This window comes from Acidaminobacter sp. JC074 (assembly GCF_022496765.1).
In the GTDB taxonomy this organism is placed as follows: Bacteria; Bacillota; Clostridia; order Peptostreptococcales; family Acidaminobacteraceae; genus JABXKX01.
Genome location: NZ_VANV01000020.1, coordinates 82,503 through 107,914 on the forward strand (window position 1 = coordinate 82,503; position 25,412 = coordinate 107,914).

Annotated in this window: 25 protein-coding genes; 21 read left to right on the forward strand and 4 right to left on the reverse strand. The window is 35.9% G+C overall.

The window, feature by feature from the left end; all coding sequences use genetic code 11:
* Positions 1–31 precede the first annotated feature (31 nt).
* From EZV73_RS21090 to EZV73_RS21120, 7 genes are all read left to right on the forward strand, one after another.
* Positions 32–490, forward strand: a complete 459-nt coding sequence (locus EZV73_RS21090; RefSeq protein ID WP_240842415.1) for an NAD(P)H-dependent oxidoreductase subunit E — start codon at positions 32–34, stop codon at positions 488–490.
* The gene (locus EZV73_RS21095) at positions 487–1,755 is read left to right on the forward strand and encodes an NADH-quinone oxidoreductase subunit F (RefSeq protein ID WP_240842416.1); all 1,269 of its coding nucleotides are present in this window, start codon (positions 487–489) and stop codon (positions 1,753–1,755) included. Before EZV73_RS21090 ends, EZV73_RS21095 begins: the two co-directional genes overlap by 4 nt.
* Positions 1,736–4,423: a formate dehydrogenase subunit alpha gene (fdhF, locus tag EZV73_RS21100; protein WP_240842456.1), complete on the forward strand. Its 2,688-nt coding sequence runs from the start codon at positions 1,736–1,738 to the stop codon at positions 4,421–4,423. The genes EZV73_RS21095 and fdhF overlap by 20 nt, the downstream gene beginning before the upstream one ends.
* Positions 4,424–4,534: 111 nt before the next feature.
* Entirely contained in the window at positions 4,535–4,951 is a 417-nt protein-coding gene (locus EZV73_RS21105; protein ID WP_240842417.1) for a (2Fe-2S)-binding protein, read from the forward strand.
* A gap of 67 nt (positions 4,952–5,018) precedes the next feature.
* Positions 5,019–6,098 carry an apolipoprotein A1/A4/E family protein gene (locus tag EZV73_RS21110; RefSeq protein ID WP_240842418.1) on the forward strand — a complete coding sequence of 360 codons (1,080 nt, stop codon included), beginning with the start codon at positions 5,019–5,021 and terminating at the stop codon, positions 6,096–6,098.
* A gap of 5 nt (positions 6,099–6,103) precedes the next feature.
* Positions 6,104–7,483, forward strand: a complete 1,380-nt coding sequence (locus tag EZV73_RS21115) for a hypothetical protein (RefSeq protein ID WP_240842419.1) — start codon at positions 6,104–6,106, stop codon at positions 7,481–7,483.
* A gap of 11 nt (positions 7,484–7,494) precedes the next feature.
* The gene (locus tag EZV73_RS21120; protein WP_240842420.1) at positions 7,495–8,172 is read left to right on the forward strand and encodes an SDR family oxidoreductase; all 678 of its coding nucleotides are present in this window, start codon (positions 7,495–7,497) and stop codon (positions 8,170–8,172) included.
* A gap of 4 nt (positions 8,173–8,176) precedes the next feature.
* On the opposite strand, the gene EZV73_RS21125 is transcribed toward EZV73_RS21120, so the two are convergent.
* The gene (locus EZV73_RS21125) at positions 8,177–9,346 is read right to left on the reverse strand and encodes a PucR family transcriptional regulator (protein WP_240842421.1); all 1,170 of its coding nucleotides are present in this window, start codon (positions 9,344–9,346) and stop codon (positions 8,177–8,179) included.
* A gap of 130 nt (positions 9,347–9,476) precedes the next feature.
* Here EZV73_RS21125 and EZV73_RS21130 point away from each other — a divergent pair, with 130 nt between their 5' ends.
* The 10 genes from EZV73_RS21130 (at position 9,477) to EZV73_RS21175 (ending at position 18,879) form a co-directional block, all read left to right on the forward strand.
* On the forward strand, positions 9,477–10,367 hold the full coding sequence (locus EZV73_RS21130) for a DMT family transporter (protein ID WP_240842422.1): 891 nt from the start codon (positions 9,477–9,479) through the stop codon (positions 10,365–10,367).
* A gap of 138 nt (positions 10,368–10,505) precedes the next feature.
* A complete protein-coding gene (locus tag EZV73_RS21135; RefSeq protein ID WP_240842423.1) occupies positions 10,506–11,138 on the forward strand; it encodes a hypothetical protein in 633 nt (210 codons plus the stop codon).
* 110 nt (positions 11,139–11,248) lie between these two features.
* Positions 11,249–11,914: a TetR/AcrR family transcriptional regulator gene (locus EZV73_RS21140; RefSeq protein ID WP_240842424.1), complete on the forward strand. Its 666-nt coding sequence runs from the start codon at positions 11,249–11,251 to the stop codon at positions 11,912–11,914.
* An 18-nt stretch (positions 11,915–11,932) separates the two neighbouring features.
* A complete protein-coding gene (locus tag EZV73_RS21145; RefSeq protein ID WP_240842425.1) occupies positions 11,933–14,473 on the forward strand; it encodes a PEP/pyruvate-binding domain-containing protein in 2,541 nt (846 codons plus the stop codon).
* 106 nt (positions 14,474–14,579) lie between these two features.
* Positions 14,580–14,942, forward strand: a complete 363-nt coding sequence (locus EZV73_RS21150; RefSeq protein ID WP_240842426.1) for a diacylglycerol kinase — start codon at positions 14,580–14,582, stop codon at positions 14,940–14,942.
* A gap of 87 nt (positions 14,943–15,029) precedes the next feature.
* Positions 15,030–15,599 (forward strand): DUF5052 family protein, encoded by a 570-nt coding sequence (locus EZV73_RS21155; RefSeq protein WP_240842427.1) that lies wholly within the window; start codon positions 15,030–15,032, stop codon positions 15,597–15,599.
* A 77-nt stretch (positions 15,600–15,676) separates the two neighbouring features.
* Entirely contained in the window at positions 15,677–16,435 is a 759-nt protein-coding gene (locus EZV73_RS21160) for an endonuclease/exonuclease/phosphatase family protein (RefSeq protein ID WP_240842428.1), read from the forward strand.
* Between the two features lie 86 nt (positions 16,436–16,521).
* Complete coding sequence (locus EZV73_RS21165; protein ID WP_240842429.1) at positions 16,522–17,448, forward strand: diguanylate cyclase; 927 nt, start codon at positions 16,522–16,524, stop codon at positions 17,446–17,448.
* A gap of 73 nt (positions 17,449–17,521) precedes the next feature.
* Complete coding sequence (locus EZV73_RS21170) at positions 17,522–17,950, forward strand: GtrA family protein (RefSeq protein WP_240842430.1); 429 nt, start codon at positions 17,522–17,524, stop codon at positions 17,948–17,950.
* Positions 17,951–18,012: 62 nt separating this feature from the next.
* Complete coding sequence (locus tag EZV73_RS21175; RefSeq protein ID WP_240842431.1) at positions 18,013–18,879, forward strand: GNAT family N-acetyltransferase; 867 nt, start codon at positions 18,013–18,015, stop codon at positions 18,877–18,879.
* Between the two features lie 49 nt (positions 18,880–18,928).
* Here the strand turns inward: EZV73_RS21175 and EZV73_RS21180 are convergent, their stop codons facing one another.
* Together EZV73_RS21180 and EZV73_RS21185 are read right to left on the reverse strand one after the other, a co-directional pair.
* Positions 18,929–19,756, reverse strand: a complete 828-nt coding sequence (locus tag EZV73_RS21180) for a MerR family transcriptional regulator (protein WP_240842432.1) — start codon at positions 19,754–19,756, stop codon at positions 18,929–18,931.
* Complete coding sequence (locus tag EZV73_RS21185; protein WP_240842433.1) at positions 19,749–20,576, reverse strand: aminoglycoside phosphotransferase family protein; 828 nt, start codon at positions 20,574–20,576, stop codon at positions 19,749–19,751. The genes EZV73_RS21180 and EZV73_RS21185 overlap by 8 nt, the downstream gene beginning before the upstream one ends.
* A 110-nt stretch (positions 20,577–20,686) precedes the next feature.
* Here EZV73_RS21185 and tsaA point away from each other — a divergent pair, with 110 nt between their 5' ends.
* Genes tsaA through EZV73_RS21200 form a run of 3 tightly spaced genes read left to right on the forward strand, consistent with a single transcriptional unit; the run spans position 20,687 to position 23,643 of the window.
* Positions 20,687–21,091, forward strand: coding sequence for a tRNA (N6-threonylcarbamoyladenosine(37)-N6)-methyltransferase TrmO (gene tsaA / locus EZV73_RS21190; RefSeq protein ID WP_240842434.1), 405 nt, complete (start codon positions 20,687–20,689; stop codon positions 21,089–21,091).
* Positions 21,088–22,449 carry an MATE family efflux transporter gene (locus EZV73_RS21195; protein ID WP_240842435.1) on the forward strand — a complete coding sequence of 454 codons (1,362 nt, stop codon included), beginning with the start codon at positions 21,088–21,090 and terminating at the stop codon, positions 22,447–22,449. The genes tsaA and EZV73_RS21195 overlap by 4 nt, the downstream gene beginning before the upstream one ends.
* A gap of 36 nt (positions 22,450–22,485) precedes the next feature.
* Positions 22,486–23,643: a hypothetical protein gene (locus EZV73_RS21200; RefSeq protein ID WP_240842436.1), complete on the forward strand. Its 1,158-nt coding sequence runs from the start codon at positions 22,486–22,488 to the stop codon at positions 23,641–23,643.
* Positions 23,644–23,718: 75 nt separating this feature from the next.
* Here EZV73_RS21200 and EZV73_RS21205 read toward each other — a convergent pair whose 3' ends face one another.
* Positions 23,719–23,955 (reverse strand): hypothetical protein, encoded by a 237-nt coding sequence (locus tag EZV73_RS21205; protein ID WP_240842437.1) that lies wholly within the window; start codon positions 23,953–23,955, stop codon positions 23,719–23,721.
* Between the two features lie 205 nt (positions 23,956–24,160).
* On the opposite strand from EZV73_RS21205, the gene EZV73_RS21210 reads away from it, so the two are divergent.
* Positions 24,161–25,336: a helix-turn-helix domain-containing protein gene (locus EZV73_RS21210; protein WP_240842438.1), complete on the forward strand. Its 1,176-nt coding sequence runs from the start codon at positions 24,161–24,163 to the stop codon at positions 25,334–25,336.
* The last annotated feature ends 76 nt before the right edge of the window (positions 25,337–25,412 follow it).

The following is a 25,412-nucleotide window of genomic DNA, read 5'->3' on the forward strand; positions in this document are numbered from 1 at the left end:
GGGGTAGACTTAAAGGGAGGGGGGAAAATATATGAATATTGGAAAAGTACTGGGTAAATACGAGCATAAAGTAGAAAATCTATTACCAATCTTGTTAGAGATTCAAGATGACCTTCAAGATAAGTACATCACACCTGACATCGCTAGGGCTGTATCTGAGGAGATGAAGATACCTTACTCACAGATGTCAGAAGTCATTTCATTTTTTGCAGCCATCAACAAGACACCTAAAGGCAAGTATCATATAGAGATGTGTAATTCTACAGTCTGTAAGGTCAACGAAAATTTTCTGATAGAAAACTACTTAAAGGACACTCTAGGCATACAGATTGGTGAAACGACGGAAGATAAGATGTTTTCACTGGATTATGCACCATGTTTTGGGGCATGTGATGTCTCACCATCTATTCGTATCAACAAAAGAGCTTACGGGAAGCTAAGTGTTGAAAAGGTCAGAAAGATCATAAATGAGTTAAGAGGTGAACAATGAGACCATTGATTACAGAGTATTTTGGTAAATATAAATGCAATGATGTCCAATCATACGTCGATTTAGGGGGCTATTCGGGTTTGAAGAAAGTCATCCAAAAGGGTGTGGACTGGGCATTAGAAGAACTAAAGGCTGCTGATATCAGAGGCCGTGGTGGTGCTGAATATCCTGCTTGGCGCAAATGGTCTATGGCCAAAGGACGTCAAGGTGAAAAACTCATTTTATGTAATGCAGATGAAGGTGAGCCAGGCTCATTTAAAGACAGAGATATATTATTACATGACCCTATGAAAATTATAGAAGGCATGACCATTGCCGCTTACTGTACAGGGGCCAAAAATGGTTATATATACATAAGAGAAGAGTATGCCCATATAAGAGAACGATTTATTGATGCATGTGAATCAGCTAAATCTCAGGGGTATTTAGGCAATCAAATTTTAGGTCAAGACTTTGATTTTGATATCCATGTAAACATCGGTGCAGGTGCTTATATATGTGGTGAAAATACAGCCTTGATCGAGTCCATGCATGGTATGGCAGGACGACCAAGACTCAAGCCACCAAGAGTTGGAGAAAAAGGTTTGTTTGGCCTGCCGACTTTGGTCAACAATGTGGAGACCTTTGTCTGTGCGACCACAGTATTTATTCATGGCAAAGGGGTTTATTGTCAGTCTGGTACAGAAAAAAGCAAGGGCAACAAGGTCATCAGTTTAAGCGGCAAGATAAAACATGCCGGTACTTATGAAATACCATTTGGCATGACCATCAATGAAATCCTAAATGATTTAGGAGGCGGTTCTAAAAATGGCTTAAAACTCAGTTTTGTCCAATCCGGCGGTGCATCCGGGCCTTTGATTCCAGCCAGTGAGTTTGATATGCCATTTACCTATGAAGATTTTAAGGACAGGGGCTTTGTCATTGGAGCAGGTTCTATGGTTGTTGTAGATGAATCCATGGATCTTATTGATTATCTGATTGCTGTAGAAGGCTTTTTCCACCATGAATCATGTGGCAAATGTACCCCTTGTAGAGAAGGCATGGTTCATATTGTTAAGATTCTAGATAAGATTAACAATCAAACAGCCACACTAAAAGATTTAGATAAGTTAAAGCGTGTTATGAAAGTCATGGTAGAGGCTTCTTTCTGTGGTTTGGGTACCACTGCACCTACCGCTCTTTATTCAGCTTTTAAATACTTTGAGGAAGATTTGTGCAAAAACATTATTGGTTGGGAGGCGAAAAATGATTCAAGTAACCATTAACAATCAGAAGGTTCAAGTGGAAGAATCGTCTACTATTTTGAAGGCATGTGAAAAATTATCTATAGATATTCCAACCTTTTGTCATGATGATAGATTGAAGGCATTTGGCGCCTGTAGGATATGTGTTGTAGAAGTAGAAGGCATGAAGAAATTAGCAGCTGCCTGTGCAGACAAGGTCAAAGATGGTATGGTCATTCATACCCATTCTCAGCGAGTAATAGATGCAAGAAAAGAGATCTTAGAACTTATGTGGGGTGTTCACGACAATGATTGTTTATCCTGTGAAAAAGCCGGTGACTGTAAGCTACAGAACTATTGCTTTGAGTATGGCGTAGAAGCTTCAACGTCTGAGTACCAGATGAATCTACTGGGCAGGTATGATACTTCCAATAAGTTTTATACCATTGACAGGGATAAATGTATCCTGTGCGGCAAGTGCATCCGAATGTGTGGTGAACTGCAAAACACCCATGCTATTGGCTTTGATTGCAGATCAAGTGATATGCATGTGGCTCATCCATTTTCTCAGGGCATGTCAGGCTCGACGTGTGTTTCATGCGGTAACTGTGTCAATGTTTGCCCGACGGGCGCCTTGATGGAGAAAAAGGACAAACCTTTTAGAAACTGGGATATAGAAAAGAAGGTAAGAACCACTTGTGTTTACTGTGGTGTGGGTTGTCAAATTGACTTGGTCGTAAAAAACAATCGAGTGGTTAGAATAGATCCCGCTGTGGACGCTCTTAACAAGGGTCTTCTGTGTGTAAAAGGCAAGTTTGCTTATAATTTCATAGGTCATCCAGATCGACTGACAAGTCCCCTTATTAGAAAAGAGGGTAAACTTGTAGAAGCCACTTGGGATGAAGCCTATGATTTAATAGCTGAAAAAGTTAAGATGACTAAAGAGAACTACGGTTCTGATGGCTTTGCAGGATTTTCATCAGCCAAATGTACAACTGAAGATAACTACATCATTCAGAAGTTTTTTAGGGCAGTTTTAGGTACCAATAACATAGATCACTGTGCACGACTCTGACATAGCGCAACGGTTGCAGGTCTTGTAGCCTCATTTGGAACAGGTGCTATGTCAAATAGTATTGAAGAAATTGAAAACGCAGAAACCTTATTTATAACTGGATCCAATACAACGGAAACCCATCCTGTTATCGCCACCTTTATGAAACGTGCTATAAACAAGGGCGCTAAGCTGATTGTTGCTGATCCAAGAAAAATTGAAATGGCTTCTCTAGCAGATGTTTATCTACCGATTAAGCCAGGTACAAATGTCGCCATGTTAAACGGTATGATGTCATATATACTAGACAACAACTGGCATGACAAAGATTATATCAAGGATAGAACAGAAGGCTTTGATTATGTAAGACAAGCTTTAAAAGACTTTACAATTGATGATGCTGCTAAGATTTGTGAAGTGGATGTAGAAGATTTAAAGAAGGCAGCTGAGATTTATGCAAAATCAGATAAAGCTGGTATTTACTATACCATGGGTATTACCCAGCATAGCCATGGTACTGAAAATGTCAAATCAGTGGCCAACCTAGCCATGATGTGTGGCAATGTGGGTATTGAATCTGCAGGTGTCAATCCGCTTAGGGGTCAAAATAATGTTCAGGGTTCTTCGGATGCGGGCGCCTTACCGATTTATTATCCTGGCTATCAAGATGTAACAGACCCTGATATTATAGAAAAGTTTTCTAAGGCATGGTCAGTAGATCATATGTCTACAAAGAAGGGATTGACTATTCCTAAGATGATGGAAGCCATTCAGGAAGATAAAATCAAATTCTTATATGTCATGGGCGAAAACCCTATGGTCTCTGAACCTGATTTGAATCACTTTGAAAAAGTCGTTAAAAAGTTGGATTTTATAGTGGTACAAGATATTTTCCTAACAGAAACGGCTCAGATAGCTGATGTTGTTTTACCAGCCACCTGTTATGCAGAAAAAGAAGGGACTTTTACTAATAGTGAAAGAAAGGTTCAACGCGTCAGAAAGGCTGTAAACCCACCAGGCACTTGTAAAGAAGATTGGCTCATTATCCATGAACTTATGGAAAAACTCGGTTATAAAAATAAGTTTACATGTCCAAGTGAAATAATGGATGAAATGGCCACTTTAACTTCTAAGTATGGCGGCATCTCTTATGATAGAATTGAAGAAGATGGTCTTAAATGGCCATGCCCCTCAAAAGACCACCCAGGCACCAAGTATCTTCACAAGGGATCGTTTACAAGGGGACTAGGAAAGTTCCATGGCATCAAGTATACACCGCCTGCAGAAGTAACCGATGAAGATTATCCATTTGTTTTAACAACCGGTCGAGTACTCTATCATTTCCATACAAGAACCATGACAGGACGTGAAAAAGGTCTTGATGAGATATCGCCTAGAAACTATGTAGAAATCTCAAGTGAAATGGCAAAAACACTCGGTTTATCAGATAAGGAGATGGTTTATGTTTCATCTCGAAGGGGTAAGATTGAAGTGCCTGTTATGATTACAGACAGGGTGTCGAGAAATACTCTCTTTATACCATTCCACTTTGCAAAAGAGTCTGTTAACAGGTTGACCAATGAAGCCTTAGATCCTACAACCAATATACCTGAACTCAAGGTATGTGCTGTTAGGATTGATAAGATAAAGCGCTAGATTAATTTCTAGCGCTTTTGTGCTATAATGGGATGAAATGAGGTTATTATGCTGTGACGACGTAAAAGAATCCTACAGGATGGTAGGAACAAAAGAACCTATAAATGTCCCATGTGTGGTAAGACAGGCTATTTGGTCCCCAGTCAAACGGTTGAAAAACTGGTAGGTAATCTAGAGCCAGGTGTTTTCAAACTAGAGATTTTTTCATTATGCATGGACCAAGCTTGTGAAATGGCTTATTTTTCAGCTGATTATGGCTACTTGTATTTACAAAGGCAAATCAAGGTACCACTGGATTATAAAGAGGATGCAGATAAAAAATATGCCTGTTACTGTCATGAAATCACATTAGATGCACTAAGACATGCAGTTTTAAAAGAAGGGGCATCCAGTGTTAAAGATGTCCTTAAAAAGAAACCTGTCATTGTAAGTCAGTGTCAATCCAACAATCCATTTGGTTGTTCTTGCCTTGCAGATATGAATAAAAGAATAGAGGAAATAAAGTTGGGCCTAAGTGGAGAGTTGTAAACTTAGGCTCTTTTTTTGTGTAAATTTCTAGAAGTGGGTATATATAAGATGTATGAGGAGGTCTAATATGTCTGAAATGATGAACCAAGAAGAAAAAAATGAACTTTTAGAAGAGTTTGAAACCTTGATTCTTAATGTAAGCAAGGAAGTTATCGATACATCAGTGATGGACGATTTGGTACTACTTAGAGATAATTTAACACGTGAGATGAGTGAGTTCTCAGAAAAAGCTGATAAAGTGAACTCTGTCATCATCTCTATTGATAATATATTAAGCCAAACTTCTGGCAATATGACCAGTGCCATTAAAAGAACTTCAGAAGACTTGGACCGTTTTTTAAACCAGTCTATTGAAAATCTGGATGAAAAGATGGTCTCTATTGTTGATGAATTAAAGAGAATACTCACAGAGTCATCTGAACAAGTGGAGGATAAGTTTGGTTCTGTTACAGGTGATATTGATGAGATATTAAGGAAATCTTCTCATGACATCAATGAGAAATTTGATGAAACCGTTGAAGAAATTGCCAAGATCATGGCAAGGTCATCTAGTGATATGAAAACAACTTCTGATGAGTCGAATGAACAGATGAATCAAACGCTTGATGAAGCAACTACTAGGATAAAGGAATCAGTAGCCTATGTTTCTGAATCTCTTAATGATAGTTTAAGAGACAACACTCAGGAGATGGACCGTGTGATTCAAAAAACAACTCAGCGTTTAGATGGCTTAATCAACTCTACAAATGACCATTTTTCTGAAGAGATTAAGATGATCAAGGATTACTTAATCAACTCAGATAAGTTGATACGGGGCAATCAGGATTCTATTACTGATATCCAGCGTTCCATTGAAGCGAGGATGAACGAAACCCTTGTAAAGATTATGGAGCAATCTGAAAAATCAAAAGACTACTTAGATAAATCAGTTGAAAAAATTGATGATTTTGTTGAGAAGTCTTCAAAAGACATCTACTCCATGAATGAGCTTAACAATACCATCAACATCAAGGCAGACTATATTTTAAATAAGGTAAAGGAAAGTCAGAAGGCTTCTAATAAGCAGTTTCTGATAGCCTTGATACTCAATATAATCACACTGGTTTCAGTACTTGGACTAGCAGGTCTCTTGCTACTTAGGGGGTAGTTTTTATGTATGAATCTGCTAAAGATTTACTTAAGTTTTACAAGAAAATTTATGACTTAAAAAATGCAAAGCAGTCTAAATCTATAGATGATGATGTTAAAAGTGTTCAAGATAAATTATCACTACTTAATGAGACGATAAGTGGTCTTCATATAGAAGGTCAAACCAAGCTATCGGATTTGAATGGCTATTTAAAGGAACTTACATCTTCTGCTGAATCTGGGGAGGATTTTAAACTCAAAGTATGTATCATTGGTGATCAAGGCGTTGGGAAAACAACACTTGCGAAGTTCTTAAATGAAGCTGTTGATGAAATCGACTTTGTAGATATGCCTGCATATGAAGAAGATGCACTTGAATCCTATTACTACTGTGATGGTCTTATTTACTTGATTAACCATGAGACCATGTATTTTAAGAAAGATCATAAATTACAGACACTTTTTAAAAGTAAACCGAACTTAGCGGTATTATCAAAAATTGACTTATTTGATGACCCTGTATATATGTTAACAGATGCCAGAAAGTACTTTGAAGAGATGGTTAGCTTAGTCTTGCCTTTCAACGGTTTAACTCTAGAAGGCAAGTTTGAGCTGATTAATGCCATTAATAAAAGATTTATTCATGAAGAGGCTTCGCTTAAGGTGCAAAGTGTCTTTAATGTAACCAGTCAAAAAATTGCTGAGCTAAAAAGAACATTAAGAGACAACGCCATGCTATTTAGGCAAGGGGAAAACAAGAGAATTACAGATAAATCTGATGTTAAAAAATCACACCAGCAATTAGTTGATGGTTTGAATCATAAAATTGAAATGATGCTTGGTTCTTATGAAGTAGATGTTAAGCAACAAGTCAATTATCGTTCAAAGGATATTTTTGAAGTTAGTGATAAGAGAGACTTCGTTGAGAAGGAGATTTTTAAAGTAGATGCTTTGAAAAGAGACATCAATCGACTTATTGATGGTATTGAAAATGAACTTAAGAAGTTAGCGACAGATGAGGAAATTCTTTTAAGTGTTGAAGAAGATGATATTGAGTTTGTCAGCGGAGTTGAACTTAACTTGATGTTAGATCGATTAAATGAAGGTGGTTTATTTGCAACACTACAAAGAAAGAAGAAGTTGTCTGTATTTCAAAATGATTTGATGAACATGATGACTCACCATGTTTCAAATTTAAGGATTCATATAGAAAAAGCGCTGAGTGAAGCCATGAATCAAGCTTATCAGATCCAGTTCAAAAGAATAGATAAAAGTTTCGAAGAAGACTATTGTTTGGTGTCTGAAGTTGGTATTGTTATTAGAAGTGTTGATGAAGTCATCAGGGCTCTTGAACTTTCCAACATTCAAGTTGACTTAAAAGATATTATTTTAGGACGTGTATAGAAAGGAGTCATATGGGACTAGCAATCATTACAGGCGGTAACTCAGGTCTTGGCTTTGAAATGGCCAAGTTACTAAGAAGTTTGGATATAAATATTTGTTTGCTCGGAAGAGATGATCTTAAACTGAAAACGTCTTCAGAGTTTGTAAAGTCCATACAAGGAAAAGGAGATGTGGATGCTTATAGGATAGACATAAGCAGTGAAGATGAAGTAAGAGCCTTTGGTAAATACCTTAGAGACAAGGGGCAAGAAGTCGAATATCTTTTTAATGCAGCTGGCGTTGGTCGTTTTGGGCCACCAGATGAAATGAAAAGGTCAGATATTGACGAGGTTTTGTCGTCAAACTTAATAGGTATGATGCTATTAACCGGTGAGCTTCTTAGTTTGATGTCTCATAAGAGGTCTAGAATCATCAATATTTTATCAACTGCAGCAAAGGTTGGTAAGGCGGGAGAGGCTCTTTACTGCGCTTCTAAATGGGGAGCAAGAGGTTATACAAAGGCCCTGCAGGCCCATTATAAGAATACCAATATCAAAGTCATGGCCGTTTATCCTGGTGGTATGGACACGCCATTTTGGTCAGAACAAGTGACCTCTGATTATATGAATCCAGGTCAAGTTGCCAAACAGATTGTAGACACAGCCATAAGTGATTTATATATAAGTGAGTTAGTGATTGAGAGACATTGAGAAATCAATGTCTCTGTTTATGATAAATATGGCTTGCTTCATAAAACTTGATGGCAATGGACATTTGCTCGTAAAAGTCTAAATCATGTAGATAAGGCCCTGTTAATTCCTTAGCCTTTTTTACACGATACAAAATGGTGTTTCTGTGCTGAAAAAGCTGGTCAGCAACTGCTTGAGTTTGAAGACCATAATCAAAATAGAGTTTCAGTGTTTGATAGATTTCACTTTGATATTTGTCGTCGTATTCTAAGATGGGTCTTAATTTATCTTCTACAAATTTAATGGACCAGGTGTGATCCATTAAGGGCATCAAGAGCTGATGAATACCAATTTGGTCAAATGAAAGTGAGGATCTATTCTGGCTAATGGCGGTTTGATAAGCATAGTAAGATTCTTTAAGAGATTCATCTAATTGCATGAGCTGTTGTTTGATCAAGCCTTTACCAACTGTAATGCTATCTTTATCTAAACCAATCAAATCAAGTATGTACTTAAAGTCCGATTCAATATTGGTCTTGTCTTCATAAGTAAGTAGGATTAGAAGGCCCTTTCTAAATTTAAATAAGCCGTGACCAAGAGGTTTGTCATTAAGTCTATGGTATTTATCGATTAATCGGATGATGTTTTCTTCACTGATGAATCTTTTTTCGTGACAGTAAATGGCTATATGCTTGTCTTTAAAATGGCTATTAAGCTCTAAAGAGACTTCCTTAACGATGTATGGATTTAAATTACCTGTCATCAAGGTTTCAAGTTTGGCTTCTAAATGTTCATGAATCCCCTTAGTTTTTATGCCATTGAAGACTGTCCTGATAATATGCTCTATGTAGATATCTGGATGGAAGCTAAATATGGGAAAATGGTGGTCATTGGCATATGATATGATTTCATCGGGTAAATCACTATAATAAACAGATTTAATACCTAAACCAGCAGCTCCTTGAGTAATAAGGGCTTTAACTGCTTCAAAAACGAGATTGACATCGTTTCTAGCGGCAGACAGTGTGGTCATAACAAATTCACCTTCTACAAAAATATCCATCAGACCTTCAAGGATTTCATGGTCTAAAATCCCTACTGTTGTGACCTGATTGTTAAAGCCTGACTCATTTGTTAAGAGCTTAAACTCTTCTAAATACTCTAATTGTAATGCTTCTCTTACTGTAATTGACATAGGAACCTCCTAACTATATTCTATTAAATAAAAGATCCTTGTGCAAGAAACAAAGTTATGAGTGTATTATTAGTTTTGGTACAATGATTAAAACGGCGGCATCTGCTACAATTATCTTGAGGTGAGGTTTATGAAAAAAATATCAAGTTTTAAAGCAGATATGATTCTTCTGCTAGTCGCTATTTTATGGGGTACTACATTTGTAACATCGAAGTTTTCTTTAAATGAATTGGGACCACTAACCATTATATCGATGAGGTTTATATTAGCCGTATCATTTATGTCTATTATCTTTAGGAGTCATATTAAAGACATCCAAAAAAGTGATATCATAGGTGGTATGATTGTTGGTTCTGTATTATTCATTGCATTTGCAACACAGTTGATTGCACTTAATTACACAGAGCCAGGCAAGCAGGCTTTCTTAGCTGGTACTTACGTTATATTTGTACCATTTCTAGTATGGGGTGTTACTAAGAAGAGACCCGATACCAAGTCATTTGTAGGGGCATTTGCCTGCATGATCGGTATCGCCATGTTGACACTAAAATCGGGTTTATCCATTTCTTTTGGTGATTCGTTAACTCTTTTTTCTTCTGTATTCTTTGCACTGCATATATTAACAACAGGACATTTTGTTAAGAAGTCCACACCAGTTAAAATAACCATTGTTCAGTTTGCAACTGTTGCTGTATTGTCAACGGTATCTGCACTGGCTTTTGAAGGTGTACCATCACAAATGTCTCCTGGTATTATGATAGGTATCTTGTATCTAGGTATTGTATGTACAGGACTGGCTTACTTTTTACAGACTTTTGGCCAGAACTATACCAAGTCTACCCATACTGCCATTATCTTAAGTTTAGAAGCTGTATTTGGTAGCCTATTATCAGTTATCTTTATGAAAGAGGTCTTTACACCTGTTATGATCTTAGGATGCGTGATTATATTTGCATCAGTCTTAATTATAGAACTAAAGGGGTCTGGTGAAACTGAAGAAGTATTAGAACAAGTCAATTAAAGTGCGAATGCACTTTTTTTTGACATGACCAATTATTTTCACATATTTGTTTGATTTTCTCCACACAGTCTGAGTATACACTGTACTCAGAAAACAAAACAAATGGCAAACAGCCACACAAGAAAAGGAGAAAAGAAAATGAAAAACTTACAAAAGGTATTAGCAATGACAGTGGTAGCAACATCTCTATTTACATTCAATGTATTCGCTGAAGATATGACAGCTAAAGAAAGAATGGAAGAATTACATGAGGATGGCTATTCAAGAGTAGAGATTGTAGAAATTCTTAAAGAAGAAGGTTATGAGCTTCATACCTTTGATGGTTCAAAGTTTACAAACAAGGTTAGAGAGAATGTTGCTGGTCCTAAAATGAATCAAGAAACATTGGATAGAATGAATGAACTCAAAGAAGAAGGCTATGAAAGAAGTGAGATCAAAGACATCTTAGTTGAAGAAGGCTATGTGCTTGAGTCGCCAGCTCAAACCTTATTAAAGATTTTAAATGCTGATTATTATGAGGCACTTAAAGACATCGAGTTTGATAAAGACAACCGTGAAGAGAACATGACACTTGTAAAAGAGTTAAATGATATCTATCAGCCATTACACATTTTTAACTTATCAGAAGAAATCATTGAGATTGCCAATGAAATGCTAGAAAATGGTGATGATCTAGAAGAAATCAGAAACTATATTAGAGACTCATCTGAAAGCTTAAAGACTGAAAGAGCTGGTCAAGTAATCAATCAAGTTATTTCAAAAAGAAACTAATTCTAAGGATACATCCATGAGGGTGTATCTTTTTATATTTGACAGAAAAATTCAGAAGTGATATGATTAATACAAGAACAGACCGACGGTCGGTCTGTAAGGAGGAGCTTATGAGTTTGCGAGATAAAATCATTGATGCTGCCTATGAATTGTTTGCAACTAAGGGATATGAGAAGACATCTGTTGCTGAGATTATAAAGTTAGCTGGCGCATCCAAGGGTGGTTTCTATCATCATTTCACTTCTAAAGAAGAGATACTTGAAACCATTACTTTCGGTTACATTGATCAAGTCAGAATCATGTATGATGAGGTTCTAAAGAGTCCTCTCAGTATTGAAGACAAGTTTATAGAATCTTTCTATCAGCTGAACAATATGAAACTAGAACAGGTCAAAGACTGGGACAAAATAAAAAATTTATATACTTTTAAGGACAACCATATTCTTCTCAGAAAAATGGGGGAAGCCTTTGAAAAGGAAACCATGGTCTATTATCAACAATTGATACAAAAGGGTGTGGATGAAGGTCGCTTTTTTACAGATTATCCACAAGAACTTGCTGCTTTATGGGGACGAGAAGTGATTAAGTTTCAGCAAATGTCTAGATGGGTACTGATGGACCGATTAGATAAAGAGACTTTTTTCAGAACACTTAGGTTCAATGAGCAGCTGATTAATAGTCAGTTAGGTTTAAAAGATAAGACCATTGAATTAGAAAAAATGGGCATCAAGTATTTAGAGGCTATGAAAGAAGAAATTGGTGATAAAAGAATGTAAGTTTTAAGGAGGGTGCATATGATTTTATGGTTTGATCAAATAGGAAATGACTTTGAGAAAGTAGGCGGAAAAGCTTTAAACTTAGCAGACATGTACAAAAAAGGTCTGAATGTACCAAAGGGATTTGCCATTACGACTGAAGCCTATGAAGCTTATATCAGTAAAGATGACTTAAAAGAAAAAATAGATACTACCTTAGAAGCTGATTTAGATCTTGAAAATAAATCTAAAAAGATACAGGCTATGTTTAAAGTTGAAAACATGTCTGAAAGTTTAAAAGACATGATTGTTGAGAACTTCAAAGCATTTGAAAGTAAAAGAGTTGCTGTAAGATCATCTTCAACGGCTGAAGATTTACCAGGTATGAGCTTTGCCGGACAGTATACCACTTACTTAAATGTGTTAGAAGAGGGTCTATTAGATGCTGTTATCAAATGCTGGCGATCACTTTATAATGCAAGGGCTATTGATTATAGGCTAAGACAAGGCATCCATGAAAGCTTTAGTCATGCAGTCCTTGTTCAGGAAATGGTTGAATCTGAAAAGGCAGGCGTTTGTTTTTCTGCCAATCCAATCAACGGTAGAAGAGACCAAGTGGTGGTAGAAGCATCTTTTGGTTTAGGAGAGGCCATTGTTTCTGGTGAAGTTGTTCCAGACCAGTATATTATTGATAAAGCAACAAGGGTCATTGATGCAAAGATTCATAAAAAACATATGAAATATGTTTATGACGCTTCTGGTATCAAGGCTGAAGTCATTGATTCTGATAAGGCTTGTCTACATGAGAATGAACTTTATAAACTTCTTGATGCTTCTAAAAAAATCCAAGACTATTTTTCAAAGCCACAAGACATGGAGTTTGCCTTTGATAAAAGTGGTGAATTGTATATTTTACAGTCCAGAGATATTACAACTCTTTATCCCATTGACGGACTCAAGATAGATGGTAAAATAAGAGGCTATATGTCAGCTTCTACAGTCCTCTTAGGTGTAAGAGAACCCTTTACACCACTGGGCTATGAGTTGATGAGTCACATGTTTCCTGGAATCATCAACATCATGACTGCCAGAAAGAAAAAGCCTTTAACCAACAGTTTTGTAGCTTTTCCTGGTAACAGAATCTATGTAGATATGACTTACTTATTATCTAGTAAGTTTGTTGCCAAACAGTTTGCCAAGGCCTTTTCAGGCAATGACTTACCTTTAGAGGGTGTTATGAATCAAATGTTAGATGATTATGGCAAGGCATTTAGAGGTCAGGGCATTCATTTTAAACCACCACTTGGTGCTGTTAAATATAGCTTTTCTATGATCGGTTCTGTAAGACGCATCATGAAGATACCTAATAATCAAAGGTATGAAGCTATGATTGAAGAAGGTAACAGGTGGTATGATGATATAGTTAAGAAATATGAAAGTCTATCAAGCATAGAAGAAAAATTAGATTTTTCAGAGTATGCACTGGTTCAGGCCTTTAAATTATCACAAGCCCAGGCCATGTATTGTTTAGATGCCAATAATTATATTAAGATTGAAAAAGTTTTAAAGAAGCATTTTAATAATGAATACGCAGTAGAGACCTTGGTTCAATCGTTACCAGGCTGCTTTACACAAACCATGACCATAAAATTGAATGAATATGCCAAATACTGCTCAGAAAACAAGCTAAGTCCATCAAAGGACCATGATATGTTTAAAGAGATCTTAGAAATTTATGGTCATAGGGCAACTGTTGAACTAGACTTTGGTACAAAAAGGTGGCGAGAAGATCCAAATTACTTACTTGATTTAGTTAAGTCCTATATGGCTGATGACATGTATAAGAGAAACCTTTTGGATCATGAAGCTAAAAAGAAGGCAGCAGAAGATATGATAGAAGAGGTTTCTAAACGACTTATAGATAAGATGGGTAAAAAACGAGCTGACAAGTTTAGAACCTATATGATCAACTACAGGTATGCTGCTGCTATGAGAGAATACCCTAAGTCTGATATTGTAAGATTTTTAGAACTGGCGAGAAAGGCTGTTTTGTCTATCGGTGAAGACTATGTCAGTGATAATATATTAGATGTCAAAGAAGACATTTTCTTCTTAAGAAGAAGTCATATCTTAGAAGCTAAAGATTTAAAAGCTAAGGTAGATTCAGCAAAGGAAATCTATTCTAAGGAAATGAAAAGAAAATCCATACCAAGAATGCTTCTTAACAATGGTCATACTTATTATACATCAAGCATGATTGATCCAAATTCTAAGGTTTTACAGGGGATGGCTCTATCAGTAGGTGTATATGAAGGCAATATTAAGATTGTTATGGATCCTCATGATCATGACCTTAAAGAAGGTGAAATTATGGTGACCGAATCTACCAATCCAGCATGGACACCGCTATTTGCAACAGCAGGTGGTTTGATTATGGAATATGGTGGTCCAATGAGCCATGGCGGTATAGTTGCTAGAGAATACGGTATTCCAGCGGTTGTTGGTATATCGGGCAAAAGTTTAAAAGACGGTATGCGCGTAAGAGTAAATGGTGAAACAGGTACTATAGAAATACTTTAAAACTCCTTCGGGAGTTTTTTTGGTGTTTTTTAGCCAATGACCAGTAGATTGTATTATAATAAAAGAGGAAGATGTAAATGTATATTAGTGATATAGAGAGATGATAATGAAGAATAGAAAATTTTTAATGAGCTTTAAAAATGCATGGCAGGGACTTATTACTGCCTTTAAAGATGAAAGAAACTTTAGAATAGAACTGGTGATGGGCATCATGGTCATCATTTTATCTTTTATTCTGAAGATATCCATACTGGAATGGACTGCCATTGTCTTTTGTATTGTTCTAGTGCTGATTGCAGAACTCTTTAACTCTGCACTGGAACATCTAGTAGATTTATTTAGTCCTGAATACCATGAACATGCCAAGAAGGCAAAAGATATCGCTGCAGCAGCTGTACTGACCATTTCTATGGGGACTGTTGTGATTGGCTCTATTATATTCATTCCCAAACTATTATCTTTCTTTTAGAAGTATTAGAAAATCATTAGACTTTTAAAATTAACTTTCTATTTTGATAATTTTTCTTTAGAATAAGAATTGCAGAGAGGAGAATTTATGAAAAAGAAGAGTTTAATTTTAATCAGCATTTTGATTATTTCATTGGTTTTTGTTGGGTGTACATCACTTAAGTCGCAGTTTAAGGATATGAGTGCAGAATGGATTGGTCTTGAAAGAACCTTTAAAGTATACGACGATGATGGTAATGAAACCATGACTGTAACAGGTGATAATACAGATATGCAACCATCAGAAGTATCAGGTGTCTTAATGATAGAGGTAGATGGTTCGAGATGGCAACATGTTGGTTCTACTTTAATCGCTTATGAAACGGGTTTAGAGAACCACGTGGACGACTATAAGGATGCTTTAACACTTTCAGGTGACGGATCAGGTATCACATCTATCTCAAAGGCCTTAAATGAGTTTGTTGCAACTACTTCAGGTTTAGAAAGAGTCATCATTGTTAAGACTCAAACTGGTAAGACCATAGCTGTGTTTGAAGGTGATAATGTCTTAATAGAAGATTCAGCACTTCCAAATACTACGAAGGTATTAATAGATAATAAGAGACTCCATATCTACCGTGCAGATTTAGAGGTCATAGAAAAATCATTGTTAGATTAGCCACCTATTTAGGTGGTTTTTATTTTTAGATAATTCTACCTAGTCAATTAGTGATAGTATAAAGGCGGAGGTGTATGATGAAAATAGCAACTTATAACATATGGTATTCTGGGTTGGGATGGCCACAAAGACATGAATTGATTGTCAGTGAAATTAACTCACTAGATCCAGATATTATTGGACTTCAAGAAGTTAGAAATGAAGCATATTTTAACAAGTTAAAAGAAGAACTTAACTATCCTTTTGGTATCTTTCATCCTCATGAGGATGAAGATGGCCTTGCCATTCTCAGTAAATGGCCCATAGAATTTCTTGAGTATACACATTTCGGTCTTATCTGTTTGATTGACCATGGTGATTTTAAATACCAGGTGATCAATGTTCATTTGCCATATGACAGTATATTAGAAAAAGAGACATGTATCGTAAAGATCATGGAGAAAGCAAAGAATATAGAATCTGATTACGAATTCATACTAGGCGATTTTAACTCTAATGAAAAAAGCTCCATCTATTCTTATGTATCAGGTGATAGGAGTTTACTAGGTACAGAAGTGGATGTTTACTGGACAGATCTTGCATGTGTGGCTAAAGAACAGCTTGGTCTAAAGAGACAACAGACATTAGATTTGATGCATAATCCTAGGTGGAAAAACACGTCTATAACAGATGCTGGTGCTGAAGTGGACTTTATCTTTATCCATGACTGCTATCCAAATGACTATCCATCACTAGAATACTTTGTCTACTTCGGTCATTCTATAGATGAAGAGACTGGTTATTCTCCTAGTGACCATTATGGTGTCTTTTCTCAACTTAAAATGCCTCACGACTAATTTTATGATAAAATGTTGTTGACCTTAACACTGTGTCAAGCTATATACTCAAGTTACAGAAGTCAAAGAATCAGATTAGAGGTTATATGAACGAAAGATTTTCAATTGGTGAGTTTTCAGATTTAACAGGCATTTCAAAGAGAATGTTAAGACATTACGATAAGCTGAACTTGTTTTGTCCAGCTGAGATCAATGAGGATAATGGTTACCGTTATTATTTGGCATCTCAAGTGGATGACTTAGACAAGATTCAGTTTCTTAGAACACTGGGATTTTCACTATCTTCCATCGGTGATATTTTATCAAAGCCTATCAGTGTCAAAGATTTTCTAGAGATCTTAAAAGACAAGGAAATGCTTTTGAATAAAGAATCGGATGAGATAAAGTCCAGTCTCTTATCCACCAGTCGTATGATTAGCCTACTTGAAAATCAAACGTCTAAGATGTTTCCTTCTGTCTATAAACTATTAGATTGGGAAAGGAGCTTACAAATGACACAAAATAATCATTTAGAATTAATAAAATTATCGGGTCTGATGAATAGAGATTTGTTTTTAGAAAAAATTGAAGAGGTCATGGCAGAAGATTTAGAGGCAACCTATTACTTTTTAACATTTGATATCGATCATTTTATGCAGGTCAATCAAACCTCTGGTTATGAAGTGGGTGATAAGGTCATTCAGACCACATTATCTATTGTAGTTGACCAAGTTAAGCCACTTATAGGTAACTTAGAAGATGCATATGTGACACGAATGGGTGGTGACGAGTTCTCTGTCTTTGTAAAAAATGCATCGGAAAAAGAAGTAGAGTCTTGTGTCATGGGTTCTATTGATGGTGTTAGAGAATATGACTTTGAAGCAATTGGTTGTAAGGTGCCGGTGACGATTTCATGTGGTATCTCTGTCGGCAAGACGCCTGAACATATCATAGCCCTAAAGGATGCAAGTGCCAGAGCTTTAATGGATGCTAAAAGATATGGTAAAGATAAGTATTTAATGACCCATTTATAAACAGCCTTTTAAAGGTTGTTTTTTTGATGTATAATAAATTGAGTGAATATTCACTCAATTTAAAGGGGGATATATGAAACTATCTAAAAAAGAGAATACCATTCAAGTCATTAAGTTTGTTTTATTTTCTATTTCAGCAGGCGTCATTCAGATCATCACTTTTACACTGATGACCAATCTAACCACTTTACCTTATTGGCCCAAGTATTTAACAGCTCTGATTTTATCTATTATTTATAACTTTACGGTAAATAGGCGCTTTACTTTTAAATCAGCTGCCAATGTACCAATTGCCATGCTAAAAGTCTTTGGCTACTACTGCATTTTTACGCCACTATCTACATGGTGGGGAGACAGCTTAACTGAAGTGGGTTGGAATGAATACATCATACTCTTAGGAACCATGGCCACTAATTTAATTACAGAATTTTTATTTACTAGGTTTGTTGTTTACAGAAACTCCATTAACACCAATGACTTGGCAAAGAGAGAAGCTGTTTAAATCATTTTTACCCTATATTTTTCTTCAACTTGTTTTATAATAGAAATGATGAGGAGACATATATGGACATCAAATTTATTAAAGATTATAAAAACAAGGAAAGTTTAAGAAAAAGCTTCAGTCAGCTGGCTTTAGATACCTTTGGGATTCACTTTGAAAAATGGTATGAAAAAGGTCTTTGGAACGACAAATATGTGAATTATTCATATGTAGATGGTGAAAAGGTTATTTCAAATGTATCTATTAATAAGATGCATGTATCATGGGAAGGCAAAACTTATACTGCCATTCAGATTGGTACAGTCATGACAGACCCTGACTATAGAAAAAAAGGCCTTGCCTATAAGCTTCTTCAAAAGGTTATGGAAGATTATACAGATAAGGTTGATTTTATCTATCTGTTTGGTAATGACCTGGCCTTAGACTTATATAAGAAGTTTGACATGCATGAGTTTAAAGAACACAGATATATGGGTGATTTGCCTAAAGTTGAATCTAGCGACTTTAGAAAAATCAGTTTAGATAATCAAGAAGACTTTGATCTGATGATGAAAATTGCAGATGAGAGAAGTTTTTTATCAGATGGAATAGGCACTAGAAACGACAGTCATCTGACCATGTTCTATGCCAGCTTATCCTATTATGACTGTATCTATTATAGCAGTGACTTAGATGTCATTGTTATATTAGATGAATCAGAAGGTATATTAAATCTATACGATGTGCTTTCAACAGATAAGGTCGACCTACCTGAACTGATAAAAAAACTTCCCCTTAAGGAAGCTGATAAGATTGAATATCATTTTAAACCAATTGGTATGAAAGTGAAAGAGACCCAGATGGTTGTTGAAGACCAAACACTTCTTATCAGACATAAGCAATTAAATATAAAAGAAAGCTTTAGATTTCCAGCTTTTTCACATGCTTAACCCACATTTCTGTGGGTTATTTTATTTTTTATGATGATATCCACAGGGGTTATTTTTTCTTAATCAATATGGCGATTTCTATTAGATAGTCCTCCTCACTTTCTTCAGTTAAAAAATTGGAGATGATGGTTTCAAAGGAGTTGCCTGCTATTTCTAAGTTATTGTCTTCAATATACTTAAATAATCTTTTATAGCTGTCTACAGACTTTTGAAACTTGCCTTTATGGTAGCCAACAACATACAAACCTTTTTCAACGATTTTATATTCTAAGTCGCTTTCGATGTGGGTAAGCGGCACACATAGGTAGGATATATGGTTGTCAAAATCCTCATTCAGATATTTATTCTCTACAATAACACTGTGCTCTAAGCCCAGAAGGCCCTTGTCATTTAAATCATTTTCAAAATCATGGACACACCTAAAATGACCATCACCATTTTGGTCCTGATCTGTTAGACGTCTGCTGGTATATACCTTCAGGGCTTTTCTATTTTCTAGCTTGATTTCATTGTAGTCTTTAATGTCGCTACTTTTACCAAGTAAGTCTTTCTTATGGTTGATGATCTTGATGTAATTATTGGTTCTTTTGATTTGTTCATACATCTTGTTTTCTACATCCGTTAAAAGCATCATCAACTGGTCCTTATCCTTCTTATCTAGATAGGCCTTGATGGTTTTTAGCGGTAATCCAAATTCCTTTAGTATATTGATGATCTGAATTTGATGGATCTGTGTGATGGAATAGTATCTGTATTTGTTTTCATCAATAAATGCAGGTCTTAGAATGTCTTTTTTATCATAAAAGATAAGCGTTTGTCTTGTGACGTTTGTGAGCTTAGCCACAGAACTGATTTTAAAATATTCAGGATTATTCATAAAATCTCCTTACTAAATTAAGTCCTTCCATATAAAAGTCTTTAACATATGCTAATGCCCAGGAACAAGTATGCAAGCCGCGGTAAAGCATAAAAAAATCTATTTTATCAGGCTTACTGCCATATCCTTTAAAGAAGGCTGATTGATATTTTTCTTCGACTTTACTTAGGGTATAAGCAAGATCCCAGTTTCTATCGGATATGATACTTTGTTCAAAATCGATAATACCCGATATTTTCCCGTTTTTTATTAGAATATTTCTGTCACAATAATCCATATGGCAAAGTGTTTTATCTTCAGAAGAAAAGGTCTGCTTTTTTATAGTTTCAATGCCTTTTTCAATAATATCTGGAAAAGGGTGATTATCACGTTTTAAGTACATCAGGATTCTTTCAAGTTCATATTGAAAGTGTTGATCAAATAAATCAAATTTCTTTGAACCGATTCTTCCAAAGGATAGGTCATGTTTGACTCCATGAATCTTTTTTAAGTAAAGACCTGCTTCATAATAGATATGATTCTTTTCAGTATCCGAAAGTTCAAGCTTGTCCAGCGGGCATCCTTCTAAAAGAGACATAACTACATATTCACTACCGTCCATCTCACCATGCTTGATTATTTTAGGTGTCGGTAAGTCCATGCCTTCTAGTAGCTCTAATGCTGCGAGTTCATTTTGAAATCTGTTGTCAACGCCATAAAACTTAATGATATAGGTGTCTCTCTTGGTTGTAACCTTGTATACCTCATGTCTTTTCAGGTGCACGTGTCCAATTGCTTCTACCAAAAGAACATCTTCAATGATTTTTTTGATTCTTTCCATCTGGTCCTCACCTATCTAAAAAAATATTTTTAAACATCCTTGACTGTATAGTTAGAATACACTTTATACTATCACTATCAAGAGGAAATGTTAAGGTCATGGAGGTAAAAATGACAGAAAATATTATCTTAAAACCCATAGGTCACATTGAATCCGATTACAATCAAAGACCAGGCACACCAGCTCAAGGCCAGGGGCTTATAAATAGTATTGGAAAAATCATCATATACGATGATTTCTTTCAGGGGATGGCTGGTATTGAAATTGGTGATAAACTTGAAGTCTTGTTTTGTTTTCATCAAAGCATCACCTATGATTTGAAAATTGTTCCCTATCAAAGGGAGAAGGTAACAGGTGTTTTTAATACACGTTCACCAGATAGACCCAATCCAATCGGATTAAGCAAAGTTGAAGTTATTAAGGTTGAAGGCAGTACCTTGACTTTTGTTGGAGCAGATATGTTAAATGGCTCACCGGTACTGGACATCAAACCTGTCATTGAGGAGGCAAAATGAAAAAAACAATTGATTTAATGAATGATCCCATTAAAAACTCATTTTATAAGTATTTACTACCAGCCATAGGGGCTATGATAGTCAAATCACTTTATGTACTTGCAGACTCTATTTTTGTAGGTGTAGGTGTTGGTGCAGAAGGTCTTGGAGCCGTATCTTTATCGGTACCCTTCTTTTCACTGTCTGCGGCCATAGCCTTAACCATCGGGATAGGTGGTGCGTCAATTATGTCTGTAGAGCTAGGAAAAAATAATAAAGATCAGGCTCAAAAGGTATTCAGTCAATCTATGGCTATGATATTTGTTACAGCCTTAGTCTTGGTTTCCTTAGCATTTGTCTTCTTAGAAGACCTTATAGGCCTCATGGGTGCAAGCGGCCAACTGGCTATTTTAACAAAGGATTATTTAAGTGTTATGCTGCCGTTTTTTATCTTTCATGGCATGTGGTGGGTACTGTCTGCATTTGTCAGAAATGATACCAATCCATCATTGGTTATGTATGCAACAATTGGCTCAGCACTCTTAAATGTGGTCTTGGATTATGTATTTATCTTCGTCTTCGCTTGGGGTGTAAAAGGAGCAGCCTTTGCGACTGGATTGTCACAAGCATTTACCTTTACAGTGCTTTTATCACACTTTAAGAGTCATAAGGGCATATTAAAGTTATCATTTAAAGATTTAAGATTTGATAAAGCAAGGAAGATTGTGAAAATCGGACTACCAACGTTTTTTGTTGAGTCGACAACAGCTGTTTCTGTTATGATTTTTAATTATGTTCTACTAAGAAATTATTCACCGCTTCATGTATCAGCTTATGGTATTGTGATGAATGTTGGCCTTGTTGGTCTCTTCTTACTGGTCGGTATTGGACAGGCTTGTCAACCAATCATCAGCTTTAACTTTGGAGCAGACAGACTTGAAAGAATTAAAGAAACCTTGTATCTAGGTTTGAAATACTCACTATCAATTGGCTTAACAGTATCTCTTATCACCATTGCATTTTCTAGACCCTTGGCATCACTCTTTACAAGAGAGAATCAAGCCTTGATTGACTTGGCATCATCAGCCATGAAAGTATATTTTCTAGCACCACCTATTATGGCCTTTAATGTCATTGTTGCAACACTCTTTCAGTCTATTGAAAAACCTAAGTATGCAACTATCATAGCCTTAAGCAGAGGTTTTGTCTTCGTGGTAATTGGCCTGTTGGCACTACCGATTGTCTTTCCTGTAAATGGCATCTGGGCATCCATATTGTTTGCAGAGCTAATAACAGCAGTATACTCTGGCTCAAAACTTTTCAAGTATTTGAAATCAAGCAAAAAATTCTACAATCATTTGGAGAAAATTGCCTCATAAAATTCATTTATGATAAAATAAATGAGAGGTAATAAAATGAAAAAGAGATATATTATAATACCAGTCATATTGGTGATAGGCTTGTTTGGATTTTTTAAGTTTAAGGAATATAGACAAGAAGAGTATATGAAAGAAGTACTAGGTGTTAATAGAAATCTTGATGTGCCATTTAAGATTACAGGTGATATTACAGGTGTATCCATATCTTATGCGTCAGTCATTTATTATGACGATTATGTTTATAGCGCGACAGACTGGTTATCTTATGGTTATGATCACGAGTTTGGTGAGTTGCCTTATGAAAAAGGAGACAAACTTGGTCAGATCTTAATTGATCTGAAGTACAAGTCCTATGAAGGGATTCCGCCTGACTTTTCTTCAACTTATGATGAAGGTTTAGAGATCTTTGAGTTAAAAGGCGTAAAAAAAGAATGGGCATTTTTATTAGAGACAAAGCATTCTGATATTGTCTTTTATCGGTCTCATCCGACAAGGAACGTAGAAATGACTTTTGAACAAATCCTTAAGATGATTTCAGATAAACCGACTATAGTCGGGGTAGAGTACAGAAGTGAAGAAGATGGATCTTGGATGAAAACAGTTGAGGACAAGGCTTTGATGGACCTTTTAAACAAGGAGTTGCCTGGTCTCTCTCGGATCAGCTATGATGAAATGGAGTCCGAGCCCTATAAGAATTCTAGTCGCATACCTATTAACCTAATCTTAGAAGATGGGCCAATGATTCATATACAAGTGCTTCCAGAAAGTAAGTATGCTTCGGTATTTGGAGGCTATATAGCTCTTAGTGATGAAGTCATTAGAAAACTTCAGTCTTTTAATCATGAATCTTATAAGAGACTATCTGATATTTTAAGATATGATGAAGACGAAATCAATTATGTGGCGGTCAGTGATCTTGTAAATAACCAAGTGGTACCAGTTGAGGATCCAGAGTGGCTTGGAAGAACATTTTATTCTAAGATGAATTACTACCGCCTTATTGAGTCAGAAGTAAAGTCTGGCCAAAAGGTCTTATCTGTTGAGATTGGAAAGTCGGAGACTGATTACAAAGTCATTCATATTTATCAAAAAGAAGACTTGTCTTTAGAAGTAGAAATGGATGATAAGACTTATAAGGTCTTAAAGGGGAAGATCTTGTATGAGAAGATTATGGCATTAATGAATGATCAGTAGAACAATCTTTTAGCCTAGCTAAAAGGTTGTTTTTTGCAATAAAAAAAGCTCATCTACTTTTTTAGATAAGCTTCTTTAGCTAACTAATTTTAATGCTACTTTCTTTAGTAACTTGTTAGCAGCCTTGTCACTATGACCTAAAGTCATGTTGTCTAAGTCCCACTTAACATCTGAAATACCTAAAGATACTTTACTTGAGACTTGAGGCTTAATTGTTTCAATGATTTCTTTGTAATGCTTTTCTTCTTTAGAGTTGTAGAAGTTGACACCAATACCTTTGTCTGTGTATCTAAGTTTAATTACGTTTGACATGTTTTTCTCCTTTCATCTTGTTTACACTGCAAGTATACAACATCAGTCTAGATTTGCAATAGGAAAACACTAGGAAAACGGTGTCTATTTTAGGAAAACGGTATTTCCTTTTCATGAAAATGTTTGCCTTTTATGATACATTAGAATACACAGACTGCAAAGCAATTGTTTTTATTCATTAGTATAATCATATCAGGAGGTCACAATGAGTTTACAAAATAAAATGAATGAATCTATGAAGTATATTGAGAATAAGCTGACTGAAGATATTGATTACAATGTACTGGCTAGTTATATTAATGTGTCTGAGTGGGAATACAGGAGACTATTTTCATTTCTAACCCAGATGCCTATCTCTGAATATATTCGAAGAAGAAGACTAACTGCTGCCTTAGGAGACATACAAGATGGTCATAAGATAGTGGATGTATCTCAAAAGTATTTATATGATTCTGCAGCAGCCTTTTCTAGAGCATTTAAACACATGCATGGGATGTCACCATCTAAGGCTAGAACAAAAGGTGCAGTCACAAATTCATATCCTCCGATCAATTTTAAGTTAGTGATGATGGAGGGATATGAAATGGAAGAAAATAAGCGTGTTATTGTAGGTGGTCGTGGTGACCGTTATGGGATCAGTGTTGACAATGATCCGAAGAAGATTCATGAAACCAATGAGAACTTTTGGAGTCATTATGGCAATGATATTATAGGTTGTCTGGCACTACCACTTTATGGGGCATTTATCAGTGAAGAAAAGTGTCAACTGATGGGCAGTCTTGAAGGTAAGAAGGTATTGGATATTTGCTGTGGCTCTGGTGAATCCTTGCTTTATACAGGAAAAAATAAGGCTTCAGAACTGTGGGGGATTGATATCTCTAGTAAACAAATAGAAATCACTCAATCACTTTTAAGCAGAAATGGCTATGATTGTCACTTAAAGTGTACACCCATGGAGAAAGCATGTGGCTTGCCAGAAGACTATTTCGATTTGGTCTATTCAGTTTATGGCATAGGCTGGACAACAGACTTAGAGGGCACTTTTTCAAAAGTTGCATCCTATCTAAAAAAGGATGGTACCTTTATCTTCTCATGGTCACATCCCATCCATAAATGTGTTTCTGTAGAATATGACGCCTTAACATTTAAGAAAAGTTACTTCGATGAATCCTGGTATGCACTTTCCTTAGATGGTCGTGTGATTTCTTTGGCTGACAGGAAACTGTCTACTTATATCAATGCACTGGCAAGGGCTGGTTTTGTCATTGAAGAGCTGGTAGAAGAATCACAGGAAGATCTTATAAAAGCATCTGACAGTGTTTTTTCTAAAAAAGCATCCATGTTGCCTGTCACCTTTGTTATAAAGGCAAGGAAACTTTAAGAGGAATATTTGTATAAAACCATTTTTATCCTATTATATTAAAGAAATTTCACATCTTATGTAATATAATATTAAG

Bases quoted from the DNA above. Each gene is read 5' to 3' on its own strand.
- EZV73_RS21090 (WP_240842415.1), top strand. From the start codon at position 32: ATGAATATTGGAAAAGTACTGGGTAAATACGAGCATAAAGTAGAAAAT.
- EZV73_RS21170 (WP_240842430.1), top strand. From the start codon at position 17,522: ATGAAACTATCTAAAAAAGAGAATACCATTCAAGTCATTAAGTTTGTT.
- EZV73_RS21105 (WP_240842417.1), top strand. From the start codon at position 4,535: ATGTGTGGTAAGACAGGCTATTTGGTCCCCAGTCAAACGGTTGAAAAA.
- EZV73_RS21120 (WP_240842420.1), top strand. From the start codon at position 7,495: ATGGGACTAGCAATCATTACAGGCGGTAACTCAGGTCTTGGCTTTGAA.
- EZV73_RS21200 (WP_240842436.1), top strand. From the start codon at position 22,486: ATGAAAAAGAGATATATTATAATACCAGTCATATTGGTGATAGGCTTG.
- EZV73_RS21125 (WP_240842421.1), bottom strand. From the start codon at position 9,346: ATGTCAATTACAGTAAGAGAAGCATTACAATTAGAGTATTTAGAAGAG.
- EZV73_RS21115 (WP_240842419.1), top strand. From the start codon at position 6,104: ATGTATGAATCTGCTAAAGATTTACTTAAGTTTTACAAGAAAATTTAT.
- EZV73_RS21195 (WP_240842435.1), top strand. From the start codon at position 21,088: ATGAAAAAAACAATTGATTTAATGAATGATCCCATTAAAAACTCATTT.
- EZV73_RS21145 (WP_240842425.1), top strand. From the start codon at position 11,933: ATGATTTTATGGTTTGATCAAATAGGAAATGACTTTGAGAAAGTAGGC.
- EZV73_RS21140 (WP_240842424.1), top strand. From the start codon at position 11,249: ATGAGTTTGCGAGATAAAATCATTGATGCTGCCTATGAATTGTTTGCA.
- tsaA (WP_240842434.1), top strand. From the start codon at position 20,687: ATGACAGAAAATATTATCTTAAAACCCATAGGTCACATTGAATCCGAT.
- EZV73_RS21180 (WP_240842432.1), bottom strand. From the start codon at position 19,756: ATGAATAATCCTGAATATTTTAAAATCAGTTCTGTGGCTAAGCTCACA.
- EZV73_RS21150 (WP_240842426.1), top strand. From the start codon at position 14,580: ATGAAGAATAGAAAATTTTTAATGAGCTTTAAAAATGCATGGCAGGGA.
- EZV73_RS21185 (WP_240842433.1), bottom strand. From the start codon at position 20,576: ATGGAAAGAATCAAAAAAATCATTGAAGATGTTCTTTTGGTAGAAGCA.
- EZV73_RS21210 (WP_240842438.1), top strand. From the start codon at position 24,161: ATGAGTTTACAAAATAAAATGAATGAATCTATGAAGTATATTGAGAAT.
- EZV73_RS21160 (WP_240842428.1), top strand. From the start codon at position 15,677: ATGAAAATAGCAACTTATAACATATGGTATTCTGGGTTGGGATGGCCA.
- EZV73_RS21175 (WP_240842431.1), top strand. From the start codon at position 18,013: ATGGACATCAAATTTATTAAAGATTATAAAAACAAGGAAAGTTTAAGA.
- EZV73_RS21110 (WP_240842418.1), top strand. From the start codon at position 5,019: ATGTCTGAAATGATGAACCAAGAAGAAAAAAATGAACTTTTAGAAGAG.
- EZV73_RS21095 (WP_240842416.1), top strand. From the start codon at position 487: ATGAGACCATTGATTACAGAGTATTTTGGTAAATATAAATGCAATGAT.
- EZV73_RS21135 (WP_240842423.1), top strand. From the start codon at position 10,506: ATGAAAAACTTACAAAAGGTATTAGCAATGACAGTGGTAGCAACATCT.
- EZV73_RS21165 (WP_240842429.1), top strand. From the start codon at position 16,522: ATGAACGAAAGATTTTCAATTGGTGAGTTTTCAGATTTAACAGGCATT.
- EZV73_RS21130 (WP_240842422.1), top strand. From the start codon at position 9,477: ATGAAAAAAATATCAAGTTTTAAAGCAGATATGATTCTTCTGCTAGTC.
- EZV73_RS21155 (WP_240842427.1), top strand. From the start codon at position 15,030: ATGAAAAAGAAGAGTTTAATTTTAATCAGCATTTTGATTATTTCATTG.
- EZV73_RS21205 (WP_240842437.1), bottom strand. From the start codon at position 23,955: ATGTCAAACGTAATTAAACTTAGATACACAGACAAAGGTATTGGTGTC.